Annotated in this window: 28 protein-coding genes; 19 read left to right on the top strand and 9 right to left on the bottom strand. The window is 41.2% G+C overall.

From position 1 onward, the window contains the following. Window positions 1-5 precede the first annotated feature (5 nt). The 10 genes from AC1DO4_RS05225 (at window position 6) to AC1DO4_RS05180 (ending at window position 7,390) form a co-directional block, all read left to right on the top strand. A complete protein-coding gene (locus tag AC1DO4_RS05225) occupies window positions 6-788 on the top strand; it encodes an enoyl-CoA hydratase-related protein (protein ID WP_477413619.1) in 783 nt (260 codons plus the stop codon). Window positions 789-1,321: 533 nt separating this feature from the next. After that, window positions 1,322-1,924, top strand: coding sequence for a hypothetical protein (locus AC1DO4_RS05220; RefSeq protein WP_477413618.1), 603 nt, complete (start codon window positions 1,322-1,324; stop codon window positions 1,922-1,924). Window positions 1,925-2,107: 183 nt separating this feature from the next. After that, window positions 2,108-3,532: a sigma-54-dependent transcriptional regulator gene (locus tag AC1DO4_RS05215; RefSeq protein WP_477413616.1), complete on the top strand. Its 1,425-nt coding sequence runs from the start codon at window positions 2,108-2,110 to the stop codon at window positions 3,530-3,532. 2 nt (window positions 3,533-3,534) lie between these two features. Further along, window positions 3,535-3,750: a hypothetical protein gene (locus tag AC1DO4_RS05210; protein WP_477403071.1), complete on the top strand. Its 216-nt coding sequence runs from the start codon at window positions 3,535-3,537 to the stop codon at window positions 3,748-3,750. Window positions 3,751-3,909: 159 nt separating this feature from the next. After that, window positions 3,910-4,953, top strand: a complete 1,044-nt coding sequence (locus AC1DO4_RS05205; protein ID WP_477403069.1) for an AI-2E family transporter — start codon at window positions 3,910-3,912, stop codon at window positions 4,951-4,953. Window positions 4,954-5,107: 154 nt separating this feature from the next. After that, window positions 5,108-5,374, top strand: coding sequence for a YtxH domain-containing protein (locus AC1DO4_RS05200; protein WP_477403067.1), 267 nt, complete (start codon window positions 5,108-5,110; stop codon window positions 5,372-5,374). A gap of 73 nt (window positions 5,375-5,447) precedes the next feature. Continuing rightward, window positions 5,448-5,798, top strand: coding sequence for a phage holin family protein (locus tag AC1DO4_RS05195; RefSeq protein ID WP_477413614.1), 351 nt, complete (start codon window positions 5,448-5,450; stop codon window positions 5,796-5,798). A 5-nt stretch (window positions 5,799-5,803) separates the two neighbouring features. Continuing rightward, a complete protein-coding gene (locus tag AC1DO4_RS05190; protein ID WP_477403063.1) occupies window positions 5,804-6,247 on the top strand; it encodes a hypothetical protein in 444 nt (147 codons plus the stop codon). Window positions 6,248-6,313: 66 nt separating this feature from the next. Continuing rightward, a complete protein-coding gene (gene trmB / locus AC1DO4_RS05185) occupies window positions 6,314-6,964 on the top strand; it encodes a tRNA (guanosine(46)-N7)-methyltransferase TrmB (protein ID WP_477413612.1) in 651 nt (216 codons plus the stop codon). Window positions 6,965-7,057: 93 nt separating this feature from the next. After that, window positions 7,058-7,390 (top strand): MGMT family protein, encoded by a 333-nt coding sequence (locus tag AC1DO4_RS05180; RefSeq protein ID WP_477413610.1) that lies wholly within the window; start codon window positions 7,058-7,060, stop codon window positions 7,388-7,390. Here the strand turns inward: AC1DO4_RS05180 and AC1DO4_RS05175 are convergent. Together AC1DO4_RS05175 and AC1DO4_RS05170 are read right to left on the bottom strand one after the other, a co-directional pair. After that, on the bottom strand, window positions 7,385-7,744 hold the full coding sequence (locus AC1DO4_RS05175) for a VOC family protein (protein ID WP_477413608.1): 360 nt from the start codon (window positions 7,742-7,744) through the stop codon (window positions 7,385-7,387). The two genes, AC1DO4_RS05180 and AC1DO4_RS05175, sit on opposite strands and share 6 nt — an antisense overlap. 74 nt (window positions 7,745-7,818) lie before the next feature. Beyond that, window positions 7,819-8,196, bottom strand: a complete 378-nt coding sequence (locus AC1DO4_RS05170; RefSeq protein WP_477413606.1) for a VOC family protein — start codon at window positions 8,194-8,196, stop codon at window positions 7,819-7,821. Window positions 8,197-8,364: 168 nt separating this feature from the next. On the opposite strand from AC1DO4_RS05170, the gene AC1DO4_RS05165 reads away from it, so the two are divergent. From AC1DO4_RS05165 to AC1DO4_RS05135, 7 genes are all read left to right on the top strand, one after another. Next, window positions 8,365-8,709 carry a carboxymuconolactone decarboxylase family protein gene (locus tag AC1DO4_RS05165; protein ID WP_477413603.1) on the top strand — a complete coding sequence of 115 codons (345 nt, stop codon included), beginning with the start codon at window positions 8,365-8,367 and terminating at the stop codon, window positions 8,707-8,709. A 173-nt stretch (window positions 8,710-8,882) separates the two neighbouring features. Then, on the top strand, window positions 8,883-9,497 hold the full coding sequence (locus AC1DO4_RS05160) for a biopolymer transporter ExbD (RefSeq protein ID WP_477413601.1): 615 nt from the start codon (window positions 8,883-8,885) through the stop codon (window positions 9,495-9,497). After that, window positions 9,494-10,057, top strand: a complete 564-nt coding sequence (locus AC1DO4_RS05155) for a DNA-3-methyladenine glycosylase I (RefSeq protein WP_477413599.1) — start codon at window positions 9,494-9,496, stop codon at window positions 10,055-10,057. The genes AC1DO4_RS05160 and AC1DO4_RS05155 overlap by 4 nt, the downstream gene beginning before the upstream one ends. A 148-nt stretch (window positions 10,058-10,205) precedes the next feature. Then, entirely contained in the window at window positions 10,206-13,013 is a 2,808-nt protein-coding gene (polA, locus tag AC1DO4_RS05150) for a DNA polymerase I (protein WP_477413597.1), read from the top strand. 421 nt (window positions 13,014-13,434) lie between these two features. Next, window positions 13,435-14,859 carry a glycogen synthase gene (locus tag AC1DO4_RS05145; protein WP_477413595.1) on the top strand — a complete coding sequence of 475 codons (1,425 nt, stop codon included), beginning with the start codon at window positions 13,435-13,437 and terminating at the stop codon, window positions 14,857-14,859. Further along, window positions 14,856-16,118: a glucose-1-phosphate adenylyltransferase gene (locus tag AC1DO4_RS05140; protein WP_477413593.1), complete on the top strand. Its 1,263-nt coding sequence runs from the start codon at window positions 14,856-14,858 to the stop codon at window positions 16,116-16,118. The genes AC1DO4_RS05145 and AC1DO4_RS05140 overlap by 4 nt, the downstream gene beginning before the upstream one ends. A 72-nt stretch (window positions 16,119-16,190) precedes the next feature. Next, complete coding sequence (locus tag AC1DO4_RS05135; protein ID WP_477403041.1) at window positions 16,191-16,373, top strand: hypothetical protein; 183 nt, start codon at window positions 16,191-16,193, stop codon at window positions 16,371-16,373. A 96-nt stretch (window positions 16,374-16,469) separates the two neighbouring features. On the opposite strand, the gene AC1DO4_RS05130 is transcribed toward AC1DO4_RS05135, so the two are convergent. From AC1DO4_RS05130 to AC1DO4_RS05120, 3 genes are all read right to left on the bottom strand, one after another. Then, complete coding sequence (locus AC1DO4_RS05130; protein WP_477413591.1) at window positions 16,470-17,150, bottom strand: metal-dependent hydrolase; 681 nt, start codon at window positions 17,148-17,150, stop codon at window positions 16,470-16,472. Between the two features lie 31 nt (window positions 17,151-17,181). Next, window positions 17,182-17,496 (bottom strand): YbaB/EbfC family nucleoid-associated protein, encoded by a 315-nt coding sequence (locus tag AC1DO4_RS05125; protein ID WP_477413589.1) that lies wholly within the window; start codon window positions 17,494-17,496, stop codon window positions 17,182-17,184. Between the two features lie 144 nt (window positions 17,497-17,640). After that, window positions 17,641-18,855 carry a serine hydrolase domain-containing protein gene (locus tag AC1DO4_RS05120; protein ID WP_477413587.1) on the bottom strand — a complete coding sequence of 405 codons (1,215 nt, stop codon included), beginning with the start codon at window positions 18,853-18,855 and terminating at the stop codon, window positions 17,641-17,643. A 110-nt stretch (window positions 18,856-18,965) separates the two neighbouring features. Between AC1DO4_RS05120 and AC1DO4_RS05115 the strand changes: the two genes are divergently transcribed. After that, entirely contained in the window at window positions 18,966-19,967 is a 1,002-nt protein-coding gene (locus AC1DO4_RS05115) for a tetratricopeptide repeat protein (RefSeq protein WP_477413585.1), read from the top strand. Window positions 19,968-20,011: 44 nt separating this feature from the next. On the opposite strand, the gene AC1DO4_RS05110 is transcribed toward AC1DO4_RS05115, so the two are convergent. From AC1DO4_RS05110 to AC1DO4_RS05095, 4 genes are all read right to left on the bottom strand, one after another. Beyond that, complete coding sequence (locus AC1DO4_RS05110; RefSeq protein WP_477413583.1) at window positions 20,012-20,404, bottom strand: PIN domain-containing protein; 393 nt, start codon at window positions 20,402-20,404, stop codon at window positions 20,012-20,014. Beyond that, window positions 20,391-20,621 carry a hypothetical protein gene (locus AC1DO4_RS05105; protein ID WP_477413581.1) on the bottom strand — a complete coding sequence of 77 codons (231 nt, stop codon included), beginning with the start codon at window positions 20,619-20,621 and terminating at the stop codon, window positions 20,391-20,393. The genes AC1DO4_RS05110 and AC1DO4_RS05105 overlap by 14 nt, the downstream gene beginning before the upstream one ends. Window positions 20,622-20,840: 219 nt before the next feature. Further along, the gene (locus AC1DO4_RS05100) at window positions 20,841-22,055 is read right to left on the bottom strand and encodes a CehA/McbA family metallohydrolase (RefSeq protein ID WP_477413579.1); all 1,215 of its coding nucleotides are present in this window, start codon (window positions 22,053-22,055) and stop codon (window positions 20,841-20,843) included. 269 nt (window positions 22,056-22,324) lie between these two features. Beyond that, on the bottom strand, window positions 22,325-24,181 hold the full coding sequence (locus tag AC1DO4_RS05095) for an alpha-amylase family glycosyl hydrolase (protein WP_477413577.1): 1,857 nt from the start codon (window positions 24,179-24,181) through the stop codon (window positions 22,325-22,327). Window positions 24,182-24,386: 205 nt separating this feature from the next. On the opposite strand from AC1DO4_RS05095, the gene AC1DO4_RS05090 reads away from it, so the two are divergent. Then, entirely contained in the window at window positions 24,387-25,172 is a 786-nt protein-coding gene (locus tag AC1DO4_RS05090) for a LytR/AlgR family response regulator transcription factor (protein ID WP_477413575.1), read from the top strand. Window positions 25,173-25,369: the final 197 nt, after the last annotated feature.

The raw sequence follows: 25,369 nt of genomic DNA, 5'->3' as shown, positions 1-25,369 counted from the left end.
TTGCAATGAAATTTCAAAATTTATTGATCACCAACCAGGATCGCGTACAATATATCACCATAAACCGCGAAAATAAGCTCAACGCGMTTAATAAGGAAACGCTTACCGAACTGCATACCGCTTTTTTTGATGCATTTAATAATCCGGCCATTGGCGGCATTATTATAACCGGAGCAGGAGCGAAGGCCTTTGTTGCCGGGGCTGATATCAGCGAATTTGCCGACCTGGATGCCGATGCCGGAACATCACTTGCCCGCAATTACCAAACTAAAGTTTTTGACCAGATTGCTAATGGCAGCAAACCTGTACTTGCGGCTATAAATGGCTTTGCTTTAGGCGGAGGTCTTGAACTGGCCATGGCCTGCCATATCCGTATAGCTGCCGAAACTGCTAAAATGGGCCTGCCCGAAGTAACTTTGGGATTAATACCCGGCTACGGCGGCACCCAGCGCCTGGCACAACTGTTGGGCAAAGGCAAGGCGCTTGAAATGATACTTACGGCCGATATGATCACCGCTGCCGAGGCGCTCCATTACGGATTAGTTACGCATGTAGTCGGCCAGGAATCCTTGCTGGAAAAAGCCGGGGAACTAATGCATAAAATACTGCTTCGGGCTCCTTTAGCCCTTGCTGCCGCCATCCGGTCGGTAAATGCAGGGTTAAATGATGGCGTAAATGGTTTTCAAACCGAAATAGAAGAGTTTGGCAAATGTTTCGGCACCGAAGATTTTAAAGAAGGTGTTGCTGCTTTTTTTGGTAAACGCAAGGCAGAGTTTAAGGGAAAGTAATAGCCTTTCTGATTCTATCTATTACTTATTTGCTAAAGAAACTCTTTTGTCATCCTGAACGGAGTGAAGGATCTACTGTCCGCCATGCTTCTTCACCCTGTACAGTCTGCGAATAGATCCTTCACTCCGTTCAGGATGACAAATCTTTTAAAACGTCATTCTCTCTATAACTATCAATGGCGTTTACTTTATAGAAAAAGATGTGTGTACAAACGTGAGCCCACAAAAAAGAATCGCGCAACTTTTTTTCTTCAAATTTCAGTCTCCATTGAGGAAAACACCCATTTCACGCAGAAAAATTAATTTTTCCCCTTCCAAACCGATGTTGATTCTGCGTCAATTCTGACAATAAAAAAGCAATCGCTGCCTTATTTTACAATGGGCTGACCTTGATACCCGGATGGTCAAAAAATAAATTATTGTTAATCAAACGCTTAAATATTCGTGACTTTGGGATGAAAAATCATATATCATCTGGTGCTTTACTTTGCCATGTGTTTAAAACAAATAAAATCAAAAACACAACAATTGTTATGAAAAATACATTCAAAATTTCAGCTTTAATTTTAGCTTTTGCCGGATTAGGATTGGGCGCAAAAGCACAAACAACTACCACCACTACCAGTACTACATCATCAACTACTACCCCGGGTGGTATCCGTTACAGCATTGGTGTTGATGCGGGTATCCCTGTTGGCAACTTTAAAGATAACTACAAATGGAACTTAGGTGGCTCGGTACAGGCAGACATCCCTTTGTACAAAAACCAGTTATTTGCAACTGTTAACGCGGGTTACAACAATATTTTTGGTAAAAAAGATATTGGCGGTATTGCTAATCTTGATGCACCCGATTTTCATTTAATACCTGTAAAAGCCGGTTTAAAATTCTTCCCGGTTGAGAATTTTTATGTACAGGGTGAAGCTGGCGCGGCGTTTTTGCTAAACAAATCTGATGTTGGTGCTAATAAATCAACTGCCTTTGTTTATGCTCCACAAATAGGTGTTCAGTTCCCGGTAAGTGCAGGCAGCTTTATTGATGCAGGTGTACGTTACGAAGCAACTACCAAATATGCAAGCGGTGTTGATGCCAGTAAAGTAAACTTTATAGGTGTACGTGTAGCATACGGGTTTTAATATCGATCCTACTTATACCTATTAAATTGAACAAAAAAKGGAGGCCAGATCGGGCTTCCCTTTTTTGTTTTCGGATATTTTTTTAACCTGTGAAAAACTATAATTAAATAAAACATCCTAAAATTAGCAACATTGTTTGTAACTTAACGCCTTTAATACATTTTACCACCTGTTATAACTAATATGAAGAAAATCCTCATCATTGATGATGAAGTTAATGTAGGCTTGTTGCTATCTAAATTTTTAACACGCAATGGCTTTGAAGTAAGCACCGCAACAAGCGGCACAGGCGGAATGGAGGCACTTAAAGAAGGCGAATACAACCTTGTACTTTGCGATTTTAGGTTGGAGGATACCGATGGGCGGGAAATGTTACGTAACATCAAAACACAGTATCCAAAAACCGGTGTTATCATTATTACCGGCTACTCGGATATTAAAATGGCTGTTGAGCTCATTAAAATGGGCGCCTATGATTACATTACCAAGCCCTTGTACCCCGACGAAATATTAAATACCATTAATAAAGCCGTTGAAACCCATTATGCCCTGGTTGAAGACGCAGAAAATGCTACTTCTGTAGTAGCTGATAAGTCAAAAAGCAGGGAGCACAAAAAGCAGGTTTTTGCAAGTGAATTTGTTGCCGGTACCAGCAAGGCTTCAAAAGAACTTTTGAGGCAGATTGAACTTGTTGCGCCAACCAATTACAGCGTGATCATTTTGGGCGAGAGCGGTACGGGTAAAGAGTCGGTAGCCAAAAGTATCCACCTGAACAGTCCGCGCAATAACCAGCCATTTATTGCTATGGATTGCGGTTCGCTAACCAAAGAGCTGGCCGCCAGTGAGTTTTTTGGTCATGAAAAAGGATCATTCACCGGTGCGCTATACACAAAAATAGGGCACTTTGAAATGGCCAACGGCGGCACCTTGTTTTTGGATGAGGTAGGTAACCTATCTTATGAAATACAGGCCGCCCTGTTGCGTACCGTGCAGGAGCGTAAGGTTAAAAGAATAGGCAGCACCAAAGAGATTGACCTTGATGTGCGCATTATTATAGCTACTAACGAGAGCCTTCAGGATGGTATCCAAAAAGGAAAATTCAGGGAAGACCTGTACCATCGCTTTAATGAGTTTACCATATATATGCCGCCTTTGCGCGATCGCGGTAATGACATTATGCTGCTGGCCGAGCATTTTTTAAGAATAGCCAACAACGAACTGGGGCGCGATGTAGATACGTTTTCGCCCGAGGTGATTGATTGCTTTATGAATTACCGCTGGCCGGGAAACATTCGCGAGCTAAAAAACGTGATCAGGAGGGCAGCATTACTTGCCGAGGATAATGAGATAACCATGAAAGCATTACCGCTGGAGATCTCGAACTTTAAAACACCATCGTTTGATAGCTTTCACAATTCATCAGTAAACGATGCTCCGGAAGTAAGGGAAAATCGCCATGATCTGAAAAACGCGGCGCTTGAGGCCGAGTATGAAACTATTATCAGGGTTTTAAGGGAGGTAAACTTTAACAAGACCAGGGCAGCCGAGATATTGAAAATAGACAGGAAAACATTGTATAATAAAATGAAGGCCATCAATCTTAAATAACGATGGGTTTACTGCAACAACATAGGGAAGGAGAGGATGAGAATATGCGCAAGCTGAAGCACGATATAAAAAATCAGCTTTCAAACATTCACCTTGCACTTGAGCAGCTAAAATATGAACTGCCCGATATTACTGATGATTGCCTGTTTTATATTGATACTATTACAACAAGTGCAACCAAAATAAATAACCTGTTAAACAATACGGATAAACCTTAAATACAGCGTATATTCTTTCAAAAACGCTAAAACTTTTTGGCGTTTTTTTGTTTATAAATGAAGAGAATCAATAGATAAAGATCAGAAGGAAACTTTTTGATCGTTAGTCTTATCCTGGCTCTTTTTTCCTGACTTTCTGAAAAAAACTCCAAGCCTTTAATGTCAATTTTTAACTATAAGCAGCGCAATAATATCATCCTGGCAAGCATCATTTTACTGGGATGTTTTTTGCTTTATGCGCTTAGCGGTTTGTTCAGCAGCATACTTGGGGCAATAGTGTTGTACACTATTTTCAGGCCGCTGTATATTAACCTGGCCGAGAAACGGGGATGGCCAAAAGCGCCGGTTGCACTGCTCATTATTTTTACCTCCCTTATTATTATTGTTATCCCTTTTCTTACACTGAGTATTATGGTTGTAGGGAAAATATCAAGCATAAATCTTAAAGAGCTTCCCATTGAGCAATGGACTTCAAAAATTGATGCTTTTACAGGTGCAAACCTTAATCAGCCACACTTTGCCGAAGATACACTTCAAAAACTGGGCACTATTGCCACAGGTTTATTTCCATCCATATTAAGCAGCGCGGCCAGCATTATCATAACATTGCTGGTTTTGTACTTTATTCTGTATTTTATGCTTACGCAGATGAGGGAATTTGAAGCCGGATTACTTAAGTATGCGCCATTCAGGGAGCAGCATGCATTAAAATTTGCAGCCGCCCTACGCGATTCTACCTATTCGAACGTTTTAGGACAAGGAATAATAGCCATAACACAGGGAGTACTGCTGGCCAACGGCTTTTTGATATTTGGCATACCCGATCCTGTATTCTGGGGGGTTATTGCTATATTTATTTCGTTTTTACCGGTTGTGGGCGCGCCAACATTGTGTATACCGGCAAGCATAGTGCTGTTTGCGCAGGGACATAACTTGCAGGGCGTTTTGCTGTTGGCTTATGGCTTGTTGTTTATTGGTAATGTAGATAATTTTTTAAGGATGATTATCAATAAACGTATAGCCAATACACACCCAATAATATCCATCATCGGGGTATTTATCGGGATACCTCTTTTTGGGATTTTGGGCCTGGTTTTTGGGCCGGTATTATTATCGTACTTTTTACTGCTGATGGAGATTTACGAAACCAACCGTTTGGCTGCCGATCGCCTGGAGCGGATACGTACTGTGCCGGAAAACTGACACGTATATTGGATACTTTTGTACACACAGCACCAAAAACGCACAAACAAAAAAACAATTTATACATTAATTGCATTCAAATAATACAATTAATGATATTTGGCAAGGTATTAGTATTAATCAATCAAATGTTCAATTTTTAAATTATATTACAATGAACGATAACACAAAAGTAGTTGTTGCTTTACTTGCAGGCCTGGCAGCAGGGGCAGCTTTAGGTATTTTATTTGCTCCGGATAAGGGAGATGAAACACGCGATAAGCTTACAGAATCATTAAAAAACCTGGGCGAATCTATCAAAGAAACCGCCGCGGCCGAAATTGATAATCTGGTTGGCTTAAAAGACAAGGTGGTTGGAAACATTAAATCAAAAATCAGGGGCGCCGAAGAAGAATACCAGGACGATTTGGAACACGCATAATTTTAAATTACCCGGATAATTCATCCTAAATGAGTTATCCGGGATTATAAAATTATAATACAAACAAACACCTATGGAAGCCAAAAAAGAAACACCACCGCCATTACCACCTATTATTGATCAGTTAAAAGAATACGCCGAAACGCGTTTTAAGCTTTTAAAATATGAGGCTATTGAAGGTGGAACTTCAATTTTAGCAAGTATTATTACCGACGTAGTTGTTACAATAAGTATGTTGCTGGCTTTTATTTTTGCCAGTTTTACGCTTGCTTTTTATTTAGGTGATGTGTTGAACTCATTGTGGGAGGGCTTTGGATGCGTGGCACTTATTTATTTAGTGATCGCGATTATTATAAAACTCAATAAAAATGCCATTGAAAAGCCTTTGGCTAACATTTTTATCCAAAAAATATTTAAAAGGTAAACACAATGAGCTATCAAATAAAAAGTATAAACGATCTGCAGGACGAGATTTTCAGGTTAAAAACGGTAGAAAGCCAGCAAAGCGTGGCGTTAAAGGCGCGCTTTAGCAGTCCTTCTGCCATATTTTCATCTGTTATGTCAATATTTCCGCGCTCGGTGGATAGCGAGGGTCGTGATCATGGGGTTTTTCACCCGGATATTATAAACCTGGTTTCACGGTTGGTTATTCCGCTAACGTTAAACAAAACCATTTTTAAAAACTCCAACTTTTTAATTAAAACCCTGGTGGGGCTGGTATCTCAAAAAGCATCAAACTATGTTAACGAGGATTCGGTTTCGGGCATTTGGGGTACGGTAAAGGGGCTTTTTGAAAAATTCACCAAAAAGAAGTCAAAGGATGATTACAAGCCCGCACCTTACAAAAAACCAGCAACAGGTGCAGTTGTTTAAGGCTATTTTAAACCCCATTCTGCTCAATTAACAGAAAAGCCTATTTTTGCACTTTATTTTTATAAAGTGGGAAAAGATAAGTTAAAACGATTTGCTGAGATTGATACTTTTAGTAATGTATTGCAATTAGACGCCGGTAAACCCTTTAAGGGTCAATGGAGCGCCGGTTTTTTTAAAAATGACAACCCCGTTGTTTTAGAGCTGGCCTGCGGTAAAGGCGAATACACTGTGAACCTGGCCAATTTGTTTCCCGATAAAAATTTTATTGGTATTGATTATAAAGGCAACCGCATTTGGCGCGGCGCCAAAACGGCTATTGAAGATGGTGTTGCTAATGTTGCTTTCCTTAGGATACAAATAGAAAACCTGTTGGATTATTTTGCCGATGGCGAAGTTGATGAGATCTGGATTACCTTCCCCGACCCTCAACCCCAACTGAGTCGCGAGAAAAAACGGCTTACTTCGCCACGCTTTTTGAATAAGTATATTGAAATACTAAAGCCATCGGGCTGTGTTAATCTTAAAACCGATAACGATGGTCTGCATGCCTATACTGCCGAAAAAATTGAAGAATTGAAACTTAATTTGCATGCTAAAACCGAAGATTTGTATCATTCGCCATATGCCGATGAGGTTTTATCCATCAAAACTTATTACGAGAAAATGTATTTGAAAAATAATAAGAACATTAACTATCTTAAATTTTCTTTTGCGTAACCCGGCTACCAAGTGTAATTGTATTTAAGATTGTAAATAATTACAGCAACCAATTGTTCTGCATTTAGGCCTTAAACTTTTAGCTTTTATAACATGGAAGAAATTAACTTTTTTGATAAAGTTTACCAGGTTGCCCGGCTGATACCAAAAGGGAGGGTAACTTCATATGGCGCCATTGCATCGTACCTGGGCACCAAAGGTTCATCGCGTATGGTGGGTTACGCCATGCAGGCCGCGGGTAAGGTTGATCCGCCGGTGCCGGCCCACCGGGTAGTAAACAAGCAGGGATTGCTCACCGCCAAGTTTCATTTTGGTGGAAACCGGATGCAGGAAATGCTGGAAAGCGAAGGCGTAAAAGTAACTGACGACCAGGTGCAGGATTTTAAAACAGTATTCTGGGATCCAAATACCGAGCTGGCGTTATAGCATCTGCAGCAACTCCATCCGGTTACCAAACGGATCGATAAAAGCAAAGCGTTCGCGGCCTGCTATTTTGGGTTCTTCCACAATTTCAATCCCATGATCTTTGAGGTGCCTGCGGGCAGCAACAACATCTGTTACCTCAAAAGCAGTATGCCTGATGGTGCGTGGCAGCGATGGTTCAATACCAATATGCAATTGAATATCGCCTATATTAAACCAGTATCCTTTTGAGGTAAATACGTCTGGCCTTTCTATCAAATCCAACCCAATAATATCAGTATAAAATGCCTTTGCCTCCTCCAGTCTTTCCGGTGGCACACAAACATGTATATGGTCGGCACGTTTAAAATTGATCATAGGTTCTCTCTAAATCTCCCCCGGTAAGGGAGTCTTTTAATTTACTTTTTAAGCCCCCCCTTCCGGGGATGGGTCTATTCATCTTCCGCAAAAGTGAGTACATAATTGTTATTATCCTTAATTGAAAACTCGGTAGCACCATAAAAAGTAGTTTCAAGGCCCTTTAATACTGGAACCAAATCCTTTATCCCTTCAAAAAATTTCCTGATGTTTTTAAGCTTGATGTAAAGCAGCATCGATGCGCCATCCTGCCGGCTGATTTCAGGTAGCTCCCCACCCAGGCTGGCAAAGGTTTGAAACATGAAAGTAACGTTTCCTTTGGCCATCATGGCCCATACCAGGTCGGTGMCGGTTTCGGGTACAGTAACTACCAGGTCGAAACCCAAAAGCTGGTAAAATTTGATGGTTTCGTTAATATCCTTAACAAAAATATTTGGCGACAGGCTTTCCATGGTTGTTTTATTGCGTGGTAAAAATTGAAATTAATAATCTTGGGATAAAAATAAATATTTATAACTTTAAATGCTAAATAAATTAGTAAAATTGTAAAATAAATAGCTAAAAGTAATTTTATAAATTGATGCAGACTATCACCAGTTCAATAACTCAATAATTTGAAAATGGGAAAACTAATAGAAGAATTTGACGCTTATCGTTCTAAAATGAACGACAGGATAATGGAAACTGCCAACACCAACATTAAGCGTTTTTTTGCACTCGATACCACCAGCTATGCCGATGGCGCCCTCGACGTAAAAACCAAAGAAATGCTTGGCCTGGTAGCCAGCATGGTACTGCGTTGCGACGACTGCATAAAATACCACCTTGGCAAATGCCACGAGGCCGGTGTAAAACACGATGAAATGAACGAGATTTTTATGATAGCCAATTTGGTTGGAGGTTCAATCGTGATACCGCATTACCGCAGGGCAGTGGAGTATTGGGATGAATTGAATGAAGCTTAGAAATTTTTAGGTTGAATATACGAAGCAGTAGGCGAATTTTTAGCCGCATATCTTTGCGGGGGATGAAGGAATGCCCAATCATTGCACGCGGAATGTGTTTGTTTACAATAGGTTGATTTTTAACGCAATAAAAATATTGAACATGCTTATAGCTCTTACTTAATCCATATCTTATGTATCAATCCAAATCACGCCGTAAACTATTGTATGTTGATATGTTTCCTATGATTAATCTGGCATTGATTGTTTTAATGTTTCTATTGATTTGTGGCAGACCTACATTCCAATGTCCAATTAGGGTTAATTTACCTATTGGGCATTTATTTAATACTGTTGATTATGACTCGGATTTCATAAATATTTTAGTGGGGAATAATAAGGTTATGCTTGCCCTTGAATATCCGGAAGTTCGCGAAGACGCCTTAAAACAAATGGCCAAGATATATAGTATCCCAATTTCTTCAGGTGAGGTGATCAAGTTTGGTAAAACTGACTTTATCGGCACACCTTTAGGTTCACTGAAACAATATATCAAGAACTATTACAGTTTTTCTGATTATTACGCTCAACCGGGTTTATTACAGGATCTATCATGTAATGATGAATTGTTCAATTGGATAAAGTGCTCAAGGAGAGCAAATTTCAGGCTACACAACTCCCCATTGCGCATTGCTATACAGGCCGATGGTGAAACTTCTTACCCGGTTATTAAAAACATTATAGATGTATTGCATAAACAGGGCGTCAATAAATTCACTATACTATACTCTTATTTACCAGATTCATGATTCATAATTCAAATAAAATAACCCGCTGTAGTTGGTCTGGAACCGATGAACTCTACATCAAATACCACGACGAAGAATGGGGCAAGGAAGTTCACGATGACCAAATCCTATTTGAGTTTCTCATCCTTGAATCCGCCCAGGCCGGTTTAAGCTGGATCACCATTTTACGCCGTCGCGAAGGCTACAGAAAAGCCTTTGCCGATTTTAACGTACACAAGGTAGCCGCTTTTACCGATAAGGATGTGGAACGGCTAATGCAGGATACGGGTATTATACGCAACCGGCTTAAAATTCTGGCGGCCATCAATAATGCTAAACTTTTTATAGGCGTACAAAAAGAATTTGGCTCGTTTGATAAATACCTATACAGCTTTATGCCTGGTGGTAAACCTATTATAAACCATCATCACAAAATTCCGGCAAGTACTGCAGAATCAGATGCCATTAGCAAGGATATGAAAAAACGTGGCTTCAAATTCTTTGGCACCACCATTTGCTATGCCCATATGCAGGCAACAGGCATGGTGAATGATCATATACCGGAGTGTTCTTTTAAATAGAATATACACGAATGGCACGAATTGATTCGAATTTCACGAATTTTAATGGGCATGAATTGTCCCGGATTTAATTCTATTTTTGCATAAAGCTGTTGCAGTGAATTCGTGAAATTCGCTCTGGTTCGTGCAATTAGTGTTAAATAATATTATGAAAAAACTATTTCTTTTGGATGGCATGGCCCTTATTTACCGGGCGCATTTTGCTTTGAGTAAAAGTCCGCGGTTTACCTCGGGCGGAATGAATACATCGGCAGTAATGGGATTTACCAATACCCTGCTGGATGTTTTGAAAAAAGAAAAACCAACCCATATGGCTGTGGTATTTGATACCGAAGCGCCAACCGAACGTCATACCGATTATGAGCATTACAAGGCCCACCGCGAAGCCATGCCCGAGGATCTTTCCAAAGCATTGCCGTATGTAGTTAAGCTTATATTAGGATTCAACATTCCCGTTATTACATCAGATGGTTATGAGGCTGATGACATCATTGGCACCCTTGCCAAAAAAGCCGAGCAAAAGGGTTACCAGGTGTATTGTATGACCCCTGATAAAGATTTCGCCCAGCTGGTATCTGATAATATCCGCATTTACAAACCAGCCCGTATGGGTAACGAAATGGAGATATTGGGCGTTAAAGAAGTGCTTGAAAAATGGGAAATTGAACGCGTTGAACAGGTAATAGATATACTTGGTTTATGGGGCGATGCGGTTGATAATATTCCCGGTATCCCCGGCATTGGCGAAAAAACCGCTAAGGCGCTTATAAAACAATATGGTTCTATGGAAGAGATTATTGCCCATAGCCATGAGTTAAAAGGCAAGCAGCGCGAAAACATAGAGCAATTTGCCGATCAGGGTTTGTTGTCTAAAAAACTGGCTACTATTCTTTTGAATGTTCCAGTTGAGCTGGATGAGGCAGGCCTGGAAATCTGCGCACCAAGCAAAGAATTATTGGAGCCGCTTTTTGCCGAACTGGAATTCCGCACCCTGGGGAGACGAGTTTTTGGCGATGATTTTACCATAACCGAATTTAAATCGGCAGGCACGCAAACAGATTTATTTGGTGAGCCGGTTGCAACAGCCCGCACCACCATGACCGTTGATGTGGAGAATATTCACGAAGATTTTATCAGTGCCTCAAAAAACATTGATAACGTACCTCACGAATACCACCTGGCAGATACTTTTGAAGCACGTGCCAGCTTAATTGCCCTGCTGCAAAAGCAGGAATCTTTTTGCTTTGATACCGAAACCACCGGCACAGATGCCAACAATTGCGAGCTGGTAGGTATGTCCTTCTCGGTAAAGGCAGGCGAGGCCTGGTATGTGCCGGTACCGGTTGACCAGGAAGCCGTTAAAAACATTGTTAATGAGTTTAAGCCGGTATTGGAAAATGAAAAGATAGGCAAGATAGGGCAGAACCTGAAGTTTGATATCCTGATATTAAAATGGTATGGTGTGCAGGTAAAAGGAAATCTGTTTGATACCATGATGGCACATTACGTTATCGACCCGGATACCCGCCATAACATGGATATCCTTTCAGAAAATTACCTCAACTATAAACCGGTTTCAATCACCGCACTTATTGGTGCCAAAGGTAAAAACCAGGGCAACATGCGCGATGTAGAGATCGAAAAGATAAAAGAATACGCTGCCGAAGATGCGGATATCACCCTGCAACTAAAAGCAGTGTTTGAGCCTAAACTAAAGGAGGTTGAAAGCGAAAAACTGATAAACGAGATAGAGCATCCACTGATATACGTTTTGGCTGATATTGAGTACGAAGGTGTAAAAATAGACCATGATACCCTGCGCGAGTTCAGTAAAGAGCTGGAAACCGATGTTGCTAAGCTCGAGAAAACGGTGTTTGAAAAAGCAGGCGTAAGGTTCAACATTGCATCGCCAAAGCAATTGGGCGAAGTGCTGTTTGAGAAATTGATGCTCGACCCGAAGGCGAAAAAAACCAAAACCGGTCAGTACCAAACCGGTGAGGACGTGCTGCTTTCCCTGGCCGCCAAAAGCGATATAGTAAGGGATATCCTGGACTTTCGCCAGCTGCAAAAGTTGAAATCAACCTATGTTGATGCCTTGCCGACAATGGTAAACCCGAAGACCGGTAGGGTGCATACCTCTTATAACCAGGCTGTAGCAGCAACCGGGAGGTTAAGCAGTGTTAACCCCAACCTGCAAAATATTCCCATCCGTACCGAGCGCGGTAGGGAGGTGCGTAAAGCCTTTATCCCAAGAAATGCCGGCCACAGTATTGTATCTGCAGATTATTCACAAATAGAACTGCGCATTATCGCCGAGATCAGCAAAGATCCAAACATGATGCAAGCCTTTGTTGATAACCTGGATATTCATACCGCCACTGCCGCCAATGTTTACGGCATTGCGTTGGATGAAGTAACCAGCGAGCAACGCCGCAATGCCAAAGCCGTTAACTTCGGCATTATTTATGGGCAATCGGCTTTTGGTTTGTCCCAAAACCTCGGTATCCCGCGTAAAGAAGCTGCCGACATTATTGAACAATATTTTACCCAATTCCCTGGCATAAAACAATACATGGGCGATACCATGAACTTTGCCCGCGAAAACGGTTACGTATGCACCCTGATGGGCCGACGCAGATATTTGCGCGATATTAACTCGGCCAACGCAACTGTGCGTGGTTTTGCAGAGCGAAATGCTATAAATGCCCCGATACAGGGTTCGGCTGCAGATATGATCAAGATAGCCATGATCAATATTCACCGCGAGTTTAAAGCTCAAAACCTGGATGCCCGCATGACTATGCAGGTACATGATGAGTTGGTGTTTGATGTACCGCATGATGAGATCGAGATAGTAAAACCCATCATTATGCACAACATGAAAACGGCAATTAAAACCACGGTACCTATAATGGTGGAGATTGGTACGGGATTGAATTGGCTGGAGGCACATTAATTTTGATGGATGGTGATTAAATGAGGTTAATTGGGTGTTTGATTAGGTCACTTAATTTGATTTCTGTCATTAATAAAATAAAAATTAGTCGTGTCGAATTTATTTCAGCACCCTATAAGCAAGTCTATACTTTTGCATGTCTTATACTTGGTATGTGGGATGCCGAAATAAATTCGGCATCCCATAAGTATTAACAAATAGGCTTCTTGCAGGCTTTTTGCTCTCCCAAACTCAACTTAGTGTACCCAAACACTTATCTCTTCCTTGTCTGTTTTTCTCGTTTTTCTGCCAATCTCTCAACATAAGCAGTAAATATTTAATAAGATTTTTACAATTTATTATCTAAATTTCAAAAACTATATTAATTATTATAGGTTTCTCTTTTGGTAATCTTTCCTTAAATTGAGCCAATAAAACCTAAATGAAAATATTCCACCTGAGTGCCGAATGTTACCCTGTTGCCAAAGTTGGCGGCCTTGCAGATGTTGTTGGCGCACTGCCTAAATATCAAAACCTGGCGGGTTTGCAGGCAGCTGTTGTGATGCCTTATTATGACCGTAAATTTACCCGTGAAAACGAGTTTGATGTTGTATTTAGTGCCGTTACTTTATTAAATACGCGCCGTCTTTATTTCGAAATTTTAAAGGAGAAGACCGATAAACTCGGCTTCGAGCTTTTTTTGGTGAGGATACCGGGCTTGCTTGACCGGGAGGATGTATATAGTTATCCCGACGAAAGGGAGCAGTTCATCGCTTTCCAACTGGCTTTTTTAGATTGGATCAGCTACTCGCAGCAAACCCCTGATATTATCCATTGCCATGATCATCATTCGGGCCTGGTGCCGTTCCTACTTTATCATTCCAAATTATATAAGCGGCTGGCAAATGTGCCAACCGTATTTACTATACATAATGGTCAGTACCACGGCGCTTTTGGCTGGGAGCAACTGCCTTACCTGCCCGAGATTGATATGTCGGCAATTGGCTTGCTTGATTGGGCCGCGGGTATAAATCCGTTAGCTGCTGCCGTAAAATGCAGCTGGTTGTATACTACGGTTTCGCCAACTTATTTGCGCGAACTTACCATCAATTCAAACGGACTGGAGTACCTTTTCTATGTTGAAAGAGCTAAAGGGTACGGTATCATCAACGGTATTGATACCGAAGTTTGGAATCCCCAAACCGATCCTATGGTGCCCAATCATTTTAATATAAAAACACTGGCTAAAGGCAAGCAGGCCAACAAAGAAGCCCTTTGCACCCGCTTTGGTTTAAACCCCGAAAAACCATTGTTTGTGTTTATCGGCAGGTTGGTTATCGAAAAAGGCGCCGATCTGCTACCCGATGCCATTGACCGTACACTGGCCGAATATGGAGACGATGTTAACTTCTTTATATTAGGCTCGGGTGATACGGATATGGAAATGGCTCTGCTCGATCTTAGAGATAAGTATCCCGGCCGTTGTAATGTTTTTATTGGCTATGATGAATCATTGGCCCATGTAGTGTATGCCGGTGCCGATTTCCTGCTAATGCCATCGCGTGTTGAACCATGCGGGCTTAACCAATTGTACTCTTTACGTTACGGCACCATGCCAATTGTACGCAGTACTGGCGGACTAATAGATTCGGTAATTGATTTTGGCGATGAGGGGGGCTACGGTATCCGCTTTAGCCAGATTTCTGTTGATGATATTTGCCATTCTATTACCCGCGCCAAAATACTTTACCAAGACCCCGCCCAACTACAAATACTCCGTAAGCGTATGATGGCCCTCGATTTTTCGTGGGACCGTTCGGCCAAAGAATATATAAACCTTTATGAAAGTTTAAAACCTCAACTATGACATCTAAAGTAATCTCAATTGTGCTTGGCGGTGGCCAGGGCAGTCGTTTATCGCCGCTTACTGCAACACGTTCAAAACCGGCTGTGCCAATTGCCGGTAAGTATCGCCTGGTTGATATTCCAATTTCGAATTGCCTGCACTCGGGTATTACGCGCATTTATGTGTTAACACAGTTTAACTCCGCATCGTTAAACAAGCACATCAAAAACACCTATCACTTCAGCAGCTTTAGCGATGCTTTTGTTGATATTTTGGCTGCTGAGCAAACGCCATCAAGCGTTGCCTGGTTCCAGGGAACTGCTGATGCAGTAAGGCAAAGCCTGCATCATTTGGCAGTACATGAATTTGAGTATGTACTGATCCTATCGGGCGACCAGCTATACCAGATGGATTTTGAGGATATGATGGAGAAGCATATTGAAGCAGGTGCCGAAATTTCCATAGCAACAATTCCTGTTGATGCAGCTGATGTGCCGGGTTTTGGTATTTTAAAAGCTGATGAGAACAGCATGGTAACCGCGTTCATCGAAAAACCAAAATCAAACTTTGAAAGCTGGGCATCTGAGGTAAGCGATGAAATGCAGGCCGAAGGCAGGGTTTACCTGGCATCAATGGGGATTTACATTTTTAACCGTAAACTTTTATATGATTTATTGGAAGGCAATGACCGTACCGATTTTGGTAAAGAGATCATCCCGCAATCAATAGTTGAGCATAAAGTACTAAGCTATCAATATGAAGGTTACTGGACAGATATTGGTACCATCCCATCATTTTTTGACGCCAACCTTGGTTTAACAGACGAGATCCCTAAGTTTAACCTTTTTGGCGAAAATCATATTTATACCCGTGCGCGCATGCTGCCGCCATCAAAGGTATCAGGTACAACTTTAAATAAATCTATCGTAGCTGATGGTTGTATCATCAGTGCAAAAACAATTACACGTTCCATAATCGGTATCCGTACCCGTATTGGGGTTGAAACAGAAATTGAGAACTGCTATGTAATGGGAAATGATAACTACCAAACGTTGGAGCAGATTGCAGAACTGAAGTTAAGCGCATCGCCGTTAATGGGTATAGGCGACAGGTGCAGGATTAAAAATGCCATTATTGATAAAAATACTTACATCGGCGACGATGTTGTTATCAACTGTGGTGAAAAGCTGGAAGACGGCGATTATGGCACCCATACCGTACAGGATGGCATTGTAGTTGTTAAAAAACGTGCTATTATTCCTAACGGGACGATTATTTAATTTGGCAGAAAATAAAACAATCTGTAGTTAATTCGTTATATATAGTATAAAAACTATAAAACATAAGAAGCTATGAAAAAGGTACTTTGTATGATTGCTTTAGCAGCGATCTCTTTTGGAAGCGTTTTTGCACACGGGGCTCCGGTAAAATCTTCAAATGGTGTTATGCAAACTGATACCACCAAGAAAAAAATGAAAAAGAAGATGAAGAAGGATACAACAATGAAAAAAGACACTATGAAAATGAAGAAGTAACCTTCAGTAACAAAAAAGCCTCCTGATTATGTCGGGAGGCTTTTTTATTTGTATCCGGGGTCATTCAGAAACAAGTTCGGTGTGACCATTAGGAAGCTACAGATCTATCGTTTCACCAATAACAGGCAGCTTTAAATTCAATCCTGCTTTGATGAATTTTTCCCTTACATCGTCTTTATCAATTTTGATAACCGGGAAGGAATCGTAATGGATCCCGATGATGTTTTTACAGTTGATGAAAGCACTGGCTTTGATTGCATCATCGGCACCCATGGTATAATTATCGCCGATTGGTAAATAAGCCCAGTCGAGGTTTTCATCTGCCAGCAGTTTCATATCATAAGTAAGCGCGGTATCACCGGCGAAGTAGATTTTTTTACTTTCAACAGATAGCATGAAACCGGCAGGGTTACCACCTGGTGAGCCATCGGGCAGGGTACTGGAGTGCACCGCGTTCACCATTTTAACCCGGCCAAAATCGAAACTAAAACCACCGCCGATATTCATTCCGTGTACATTATCAACACCTTTGCTGTTAAGCCAGTTGGCAATTTCGGCAATACAGATAACTTTGGCGCCGCTATTTTTTTGTACTTCTAATAAATCGGCAACATGATCGCCATGGCCGTGTGATACCAGGATATAATCTGGCTTTATGCTTTTGAGGTCAATATTTTTCGCCAGCGAATTGTGTGATATAAAAGGATCAAACAATAGTTTTTTGCCACTGCTTAATTCTATTTCAACGGTTGATTGGCCGTAATAAGTAGTTTTCATAGTAAATAGTATTTGTGTAATTTTAGGAGGCTTACTTGCCAAATAAGCTGCCTAAGCCGCCCATACCGCCAAGCATTTCCTTGGTCATGGCTGCCATTTCGGCCTGGCTTATATTATCGGCTTGTTCCATGGCTTTGTTAAAGGCCACAACCAGTAATTCTTCCAGTTCTTCTTTATCAGCATCGGCCAAAAAAGAACTATCGATATGCACCGATTGTACCACTTTATTAGCATTGGCGGTAACCGTAATTTTACCACCTTCGGCAGCGCCTGATACAGTGATGGCATCCAGGCGTTTTTTTGATTCGCCAGCCTTTTGCTGGGCTTCCATTAATTTATCAAACATAATATTTTTAGATGTGCAAATTACAGATGTGCAAATATGCAGATGTGCAATTGTTTAAATGAATTGATACTTAAATTTTACAATTGTAAAACCAAATAGTTTTAAGGCAATTCTTACCACTCACCACTCACCACTCACCACTCATTAATCATCACTTGTATCGCCATTGCCGTTGTAGGCGCTTTTACGCACAACTGGCATACCGGCGGCTTTAAAAAGATCGTCGAGTTTTAGCAGGCTGCCATTGGCTAAGTTTGATAACAGTACAACCGTGATATCGTTTTTCATATCGCGCAGGTAAATGTGCCTGAAACCATGCCACCAGCCGGTATGGTAAATAACCTCCTGGCCCGGTGCGGTAAATGTACGCCAGCCGTAGCCATAGCTAAAGTGGCCATGCAGCATAGGGTTGCGGGGGACATATGCCGAATCGAGGGTAGCCTGTTTTAATAGCAGGCCAGCGCGCAAAGCACGGTCAAATAAAAACAGGTCGCCAACGGTGCTGTAAATTCCTTTATCACCCACCGGGCCATCCAAAAAGTTTTGTGCAACAGAATACCTCCACTGACCACGGTCATGCCCTATAACATGCACCGGGATTTTGTCATATACCGCTTTTGAATAAACATTGGTATGCGCCATGCTTGCAGGCTTAAATACATTATCTTTCATGAACTGCGTGTATGATAAGCCGCTCACTTTTTCGATAATAGAACCCAATACCATAAAGTTGGAATTGTTGTAAAGGAATCTTTTATTGGGCACATTAAATGGTCGTGGTTTATAGTCGGCAATCATTTTCATGGCGTCGGCATTGGAGAGTCCTTTCCTTTGGTTAAGATGCTGGCTGCGGTATATATCGTCAACAAAATATACGTAATTCATCATACCCGAGCGATGCGTAAGCAACAGGCGGATGGTGACCCCATCATAAGGGAAATCAGGAAAGAATTTCTTTACATTATCATCAAGGCTAAGCTTGCCGCGCTCCATCAGCATCAATATGCCGGTAGATGTCATGGTTTTTGTTACCGAGGCCAGCTCAAACTGGTAGCTTAGCTTAAGGCTGTCGCGGTGCAGATAATCGGCCCAACCTATGGCCTTCTCATAAACTATTTTGCCTTTTTTGGCTACAAGCACATTGCCGTTAAAACCACGGGTACGGTGCAGCTCCTGCATCACCGCATCTATCTTTTTATCAGCTTGTTTTGGGTTGTAGGCAAGTAGGGCGGTGGTATCTAAAGGTTTGCCGGTAACGTGGTTAACGTCCTGGTTTTTGTTTTTATTTTTTGATGAACAGGCTGTTAAAATCAGCAGGGCGGTAGTAAACGAAAGGACGCTTTTATACAGTAACTTCATAAGTAAATTTCTCACTCTTAAACGAAAGCGAAAATTAGAAATTATACATCAGGTATCTATTAAAGTTTTTATTTTTTTTCTTTTAGTTAAATCTCTTTGTATGTTTAAGTATGAATTTCATTAAAACCATTCGCCTCATTATACCAGTTTTACTGTTTTCTGCAGCTGCTTACGCACAGGAGACTGATGTTGCTACCCTAATAAAACAAGGAATTCAACTAAACAACGAGCATAATTACGCAGGGGCGATTGAAAAATATAAGCAGGTTTTAGCAACCGATCCGGAAAATGCGCAGGCAAATTATCAGCTGGCTTTTAGTTTGAATGCATCGGGTAAGGGAACAGAAGGTATACCTTATTTAAATAAGGTAATAAAGGCGAATAGTAACTTCACCGGACCGGCCTACGAACTTTTAGGCGGAATTTATGATAGTAGCCATCAACCACAGCAGGCCATTGATGCCTATAAGGAGGGACTTAAAATTAAACCCGACTACCAGCCACTGTATTTTAACCTTGGGATAGCCTATTCCCGCGCCAAACAGTATGCCGAAGCAGAGCAGGCAGCAATTGAAGCTATCAGGCTCGATCCTAAACATGCCAATAGCCAGCGGCTTTATGGCCTGGTTACTTTTCATCAAAATAAACGGGCGGCAGCTTTAATGGGGCTTTGTAGTTTTTTACTGCTTGAACCTGATGGGCCGCGAAGCGACGAAGCCTATACCAATATGCAAAGTATTTTAAAAGGCGGAACGCTTAAAACAGAAGACGCCAAAGCCGAACCCTCAACCATTGCCCTGAACAGAACTTTGAACGCGGCTATAGCCAGGGCAAAACCCGGCTCAACCGCTGTTGAATTATTGGAGAACCAATTACAGGCTGTATTTGAAGCCGTGGGCCAGTTAGCAGAGAAGCAAACGGGTAACGATTTTTTCAGGCATTATTATGCCCGATTCTTTTACCAGTTAAGTAAAACTGATAATATGGCCGCCTTTGCCAGGCTGATGGGTTTAAGCGGCAATAAGGAAGCGAGTAAGCAATGGCTGCAGCAAAATGAGGATAAGCGCAAAGCGCTGGATGCCTGGGTAATAGGAGCAGAAAGAAAATTTTAAAATAGCCTCTTTTATCGAACCTTATGATTAAACTTCAAAGCTCATCACCATTTTTCAATAAGAATATCTTCAATCTCATGAAAATGTTTATCACGTGTAATCAGGATTAAATTATGCTGTTTTGCAGTTGCAGCAATCCATATATCGTTTGAAGGTATGGGTTTACCTTTTTTGAAAAGTGCAGCAGTAATTTCTCCGTAATGCTGTGAAGTATTAGCGTCTATATCGATTACTGTACATAAACTAAGGAAGGCTTCGAGTTTCTTTAAATGTTTTGGTTTATTTGAAACTCTATTTATACCTATGTATAATTCTCCTAAAACAATTGATGAGATGTAAAAGACGCCAATTTCATTTATCTTATCAGCGATAGCTTTATTACCTGAAAAAACTTCAATGACAATATTTGTATCCAAAAAACAACTATTTCCAGTCATTCTCATCTATTGTTTCACAGGCTTCCGCAATAGCATTTTTCATGGCTTCAGCTTCCTTGTCCGAAAGAATACCTACAAAATCATAAATGTTAGTTTTTTCAGTATCGGTTTTCAGCGCATTTTTTTTTAATACATTCTCCAATGCAATCCAAATTGATTCACTTTTTACTTTGAGTATCTCCTCAATTAAATGTAATTTTTTTGCTTCCGAATACATAGCTTAAATGCGCTGTTAGTATTACAAAATTAACAAAAAAAATCTGGCAATAAGAAACACGTAGGGTAATTTGATAAAACACGTAGCTTTAGAAGCCCTGGCAGAAGCAGAAGGAAAGTTTTAAATTGCTTTTTTACTTTCAAAATCTTGTACCCCGGAGCCCTATTATGAAGTGACCCCGAGGGATGAAAGAATTATTTATCAGCTAACGTGTTTCGATCAAAAATTCGGATCAAAATTAAAGAATATCGGATTCGACAAACCAACCATGTTGCCGCTCAGCGCCATTGATCCGGGAACCTGCGGGTAGGGTGTAGGCGTCCCCAGGACTTCTACACGATAATAGCTCCGCTCAAGTATAGCCGGGGTATCGGTAAACTCAATCACAGGCGTTTTGCCGGTGGTTTTGAAGCTGCCAAACGGGCTGCCATTTTTCACCACGTTAATGGTATACTCGCCATCGGCGGGGATATTTCCGGTGAGCTTAACGCGGAATTTTACAGGCTTGCCTGTGGCTTTCGTATTATCGCCCATCATCATATCCATTTTACCATCCTGGTTTACGTCTGCATAAAGTTCAATACGTGGTGCGTATGGGTTTGAGCTGATGGATACCCGTCCATTCGTGAGCGCGTCTATTACAGCCTGCGAGGTGCGCGACGTGGCAAATACCCAGGTTGTTGGGGTGCCAACATAGTTTGCCTTGGCCTGGTAGCTGTTCTTGGTTTCCTTATCGGGTGAATCCGGAACGCCATGGTGCGCATCGCTCCCGCCACGGCCTGTCAGCTTGCGACCGGATGACAGCATGTCGTCCCAGATCATGATGGCATTGGCATTTTTCGACCAGATAGCCGAGTTCCATACCTCGATTGAATTAACCATATCGTACGAATATCCGAAATGATCTTTCCCGCTTGGATGGTTGGCCGAAAGATGGATGCCGAGCTGCTTTTTCACCGCGCCTACCACCACATCGCGCTGATCGCGAACGTCATATAACCGCTGGTGATCATAAGGTACAGCCGAGAAGGCATTGCCATGGCCGCGGGTTGTGGTCCATTCGGCGCTATACAGCAACAATACCGAGTCTGATTTAAACTCCGGGTCGGCCCAGGTATGGTTGGCTACGTCACCGTTTACATGGTTATCGTGGTCGGTAATGGCAACGAAATCGATGCCTGCCGATTTAGAAAAGGCGATGATCTTGCTGATCGGGTTGTTGGACGATTCGGTACTGTGGCGGGAATGTACATGCAGTTCGCCCTTTAACCAAACGCCTTTGGTAAGGCTGGCTATTGGCGGCAGTGCACCAACTTCGGTAGCAGCCCATGGATTAGTGTGGTTTGCCTGGGCTAACGCTACATTGCTAATGAATGCCACAATGATAACCAGTAACGCTGTACGGATTGTTTTTTTGTAATTGTTAAAAGTCATATCAAATTAATTAACAGGTAGTATGTTTGGCCGGCAACATACCCCATTCATATTAATTGAATGTTAGGGTAGGCAAAATGAATAAGATTGTGACAAAGTGTTGCCTGCGCATACAGCATTTTAAAAACCCTACAACTCAATGCCCTTTCATAATGATAACAATCAATCGCGCCTGCATTTGGCATCACGTTCGCAGATACAAAGTTATCTGCGAACGTTACGCCAAAGTAAGATAAACTTTTTTTTACCAGGAAAGGCGATTATATATTTTAGTTACTCAATTCTAAAACCCACATACGCATTGCCGGTATAGTTGCTTTTTCGGTTGTGTTTAGCAAGTCGCCGGTAATTACATTTTGGGCTTTGGTAAAGCCTGCTGTCCGTTCAATGTATTTGCCAAAATCAATTGTATTTTCCTTTTTTGCGGTGTTCATAATGCACATTATTGTTTGTTTGGCATCATATCTGAAATAAACATAAAGTCCGTTAACAGGTATATAATGCATCATTTTTCCGGTTTTTAATGCTGATGAGTTTTTCCGGAAAGTGCCAAGTTTTTTAACAATATTTTGAACAGCGAGTTCATCGGTTGTAAGACCTTCGCCGGTAAAAGCGTTTTTTTTATCCCCGGCCCATCCGCCCGGAAAATCGGCCCTTACCAAACCATCGGGGTTTGTAAAGCCTTTTAAAAGTACCTCCGAACCGTAATACAGCTGCGGAACGCCCCTGCAGGTTAATAACCATTCATAGCCGATTTTCTGCTTTTCAACATCCTCGCCCACAACCGAAAAAAAACGGGGCTCATCGTGGTTATCCAACAAAAGCACATTACGGGTAGCATCTTTATTCAAAAAATCGCTGCTTAAGGTATAATACAATTTATTAACTCCATCCGTCCAATCAAATGGCTGCATCAACGCAGGGATAATGCCAAAATACAGGCATTGAAAATCCACCGAACCTTGTAAATTGCTTTTGAAAGGCAAATTAAAATTGTTCTGGTTAAAATACGATTGATTGGCAACACCAAATACCCGTGTTTCGCCAAATAAAGTAAGCTTAGGAAATTCGTCCATAATGGCCTGGTTACATCGGTTGGCAAAATTCATGTCGTTGTAGGTATAGGTATCTATTCTTATACCATCAATTCCAAAGTTTTGTACATACCAGATAATATTTTGTATCATATAGTTTGCCATAAACGGGTTAGATTGATTAACATCCGGCATTTCGGCGGTAAACCAGCCATCTGTCATTTTCTTTTTATCTGATGGTGCTGCGTACGGGTCAAACTGGGTTTGTTCCCTGTAATTCGTCTGGGTAAATTGGGGCCACCGGTGCATCCAGTCTGTTGCTGGTGGATCTTGTTCTAAAAAATGGTAAAGCCCGGTATGATTATATACAACATCCATGATCAGCTTCATGCCGTTTTTATGCAGTGTATTACTTAATTCGGTATAAAGAGAGGCGTTTCCATATCGGGGATCAATTTTATAGTGATCGGTAATGGCATAGCCGTGTTCGGTACGGTTGGGCATGTCGTTTTCCATTACCGGGGTAAGCCATAAAGCGGTTACGCCAAGACTTTTAAAATAGTCGATATGATTTAATATACCCTGAAAGTCGCCGCCATGTCTTAAGTACATCGAATCGCGGTTCAGTGATTGGTCCCTCATTCCCGGTACTCTATCATTTTTTGTATCGCCATTACTAAACCGGTCTGTTAGCAGCAGATCTATAAAATCGCCCGAAGTTACCCCCTGCGCATAGTGGCTGCCGTTGCCCGGCGGTTTTACCAATAAAGGCCATGATATTACCGTGGAGTTAACGCCATCTCCAAAAATGATGTTTACTGATCCCGGCTTTGTGGCAGGGCTGATAAGGATATCAATGGCTGTATATTTTAAGTTAGGGAAATGGTGAGTTTGGAGCAGGGTAATACCGGGGTAATTGATTTTGATTTTTTGCTGAGATAAAGCTTTGTTCTCGCTCCTGATTAATAATTGAATGTGGTTCATTTTCATGCCAACCCACCAATTGGTAGGATAGATGTTGGTTTGCTGCCCATACAGATTTAAATATCCAAGTACGGTAATAAATAAAAAGGTTAAAAGATTTTTCTTCATGATGGTTTAAATGGAATTGATTAATTGGAGGGAGCAAAGTAAATGTTGACTTACACATAGCAAATTTTTGATGCAGACAGCAAAAAAAAGAGGGCGAACGACGTATGATATGGTTTAGCTTTCAAGTAAATGCGTATTACTTTTATGGCGACCTCGCTAATTTTATTACTTTTAAAACGTGCCGGATTTCATCGTTAACAGAAAATTGAAAAAAATTGAATTGTATTTCCTGTACTGGATATGCTACTTGTTGTTATTTACGATACTGCAGGGGCTTACAGAAGGGGACTTTTTGACGGTTTTTAGAAACGAGTTTTTTAGTTTGATCCCAAAAGTGGTTTTTGTTGCAATAGTTGTAGAAACCCTGATGGCAGATTTACTTTTCCATCAAAAAATTATCCGTTTTATAGTTGTGTATGTTTTATTGGTGGCGTTGTTCGCGTTGATGTTACGCCTGATAGATAATTACATTATACTCAGATATTTTTTAATCAGCTGGACAAAAGAACCCCTATTGAGTATTGCTCCGTTTTTATATAATTGTGTTAAGCTTCAATTTGTGCTCACAATTCCTTTTTGTATTAAATTATACCAGCTTTTAAATTCAGAAAAGGTAAGGGCGCTGCAAATTGAGACTGAAAAAAATATTGGTGAGAAGAATTTATTAATGGCCTCTAAGGATGGAGATACGTTCCTGTTTGTTAAATGCGAACGCCGAATGGTAAAGATGAACTTTAACGATATATGCTATGTTGAGGCACAAGGCAATTATCTTGTTATTTTTACGATGAACGGGACTTATAAAACCTATTTGTCAATTTCAGATCTGCAAAGCAAACTGCCTGAAGTTTTGTTTGCAAGGGTACACCGGTCATTTATTGTTGCTTTAAATAAGATTGAAAGGCATAACAACAGTGAGATAATTATAGGTGATAAGAAAATCCCAATCGGGAGGTCCTATATTTCTAAAGTTCGGGAGATCTTACAGTAATAGCGTGTGATTAATGCCCGTACTACTTTGTTCCGGTCAGGCTACAGCATGAAATTTCAATGTATTTAGATACGCCGCGCCTAACGATTTTTTTATAATATTTGTATATGGACAAACCTGAACCAGAAACCATCATTATCGATTATCCAAATGACTCGCCAACTTTCAGGATGCGCCTATATCCAAAGTAAAATTGA

The organism is Mucilaginibacter sp. P5_A6 (genome assembly GCF_056400585.1).
The sequence above is the reverse complement of the archived record's forward strand: the minus strand, read 5'-3'. Positions and strand labels throughout refer to the sequence as shown.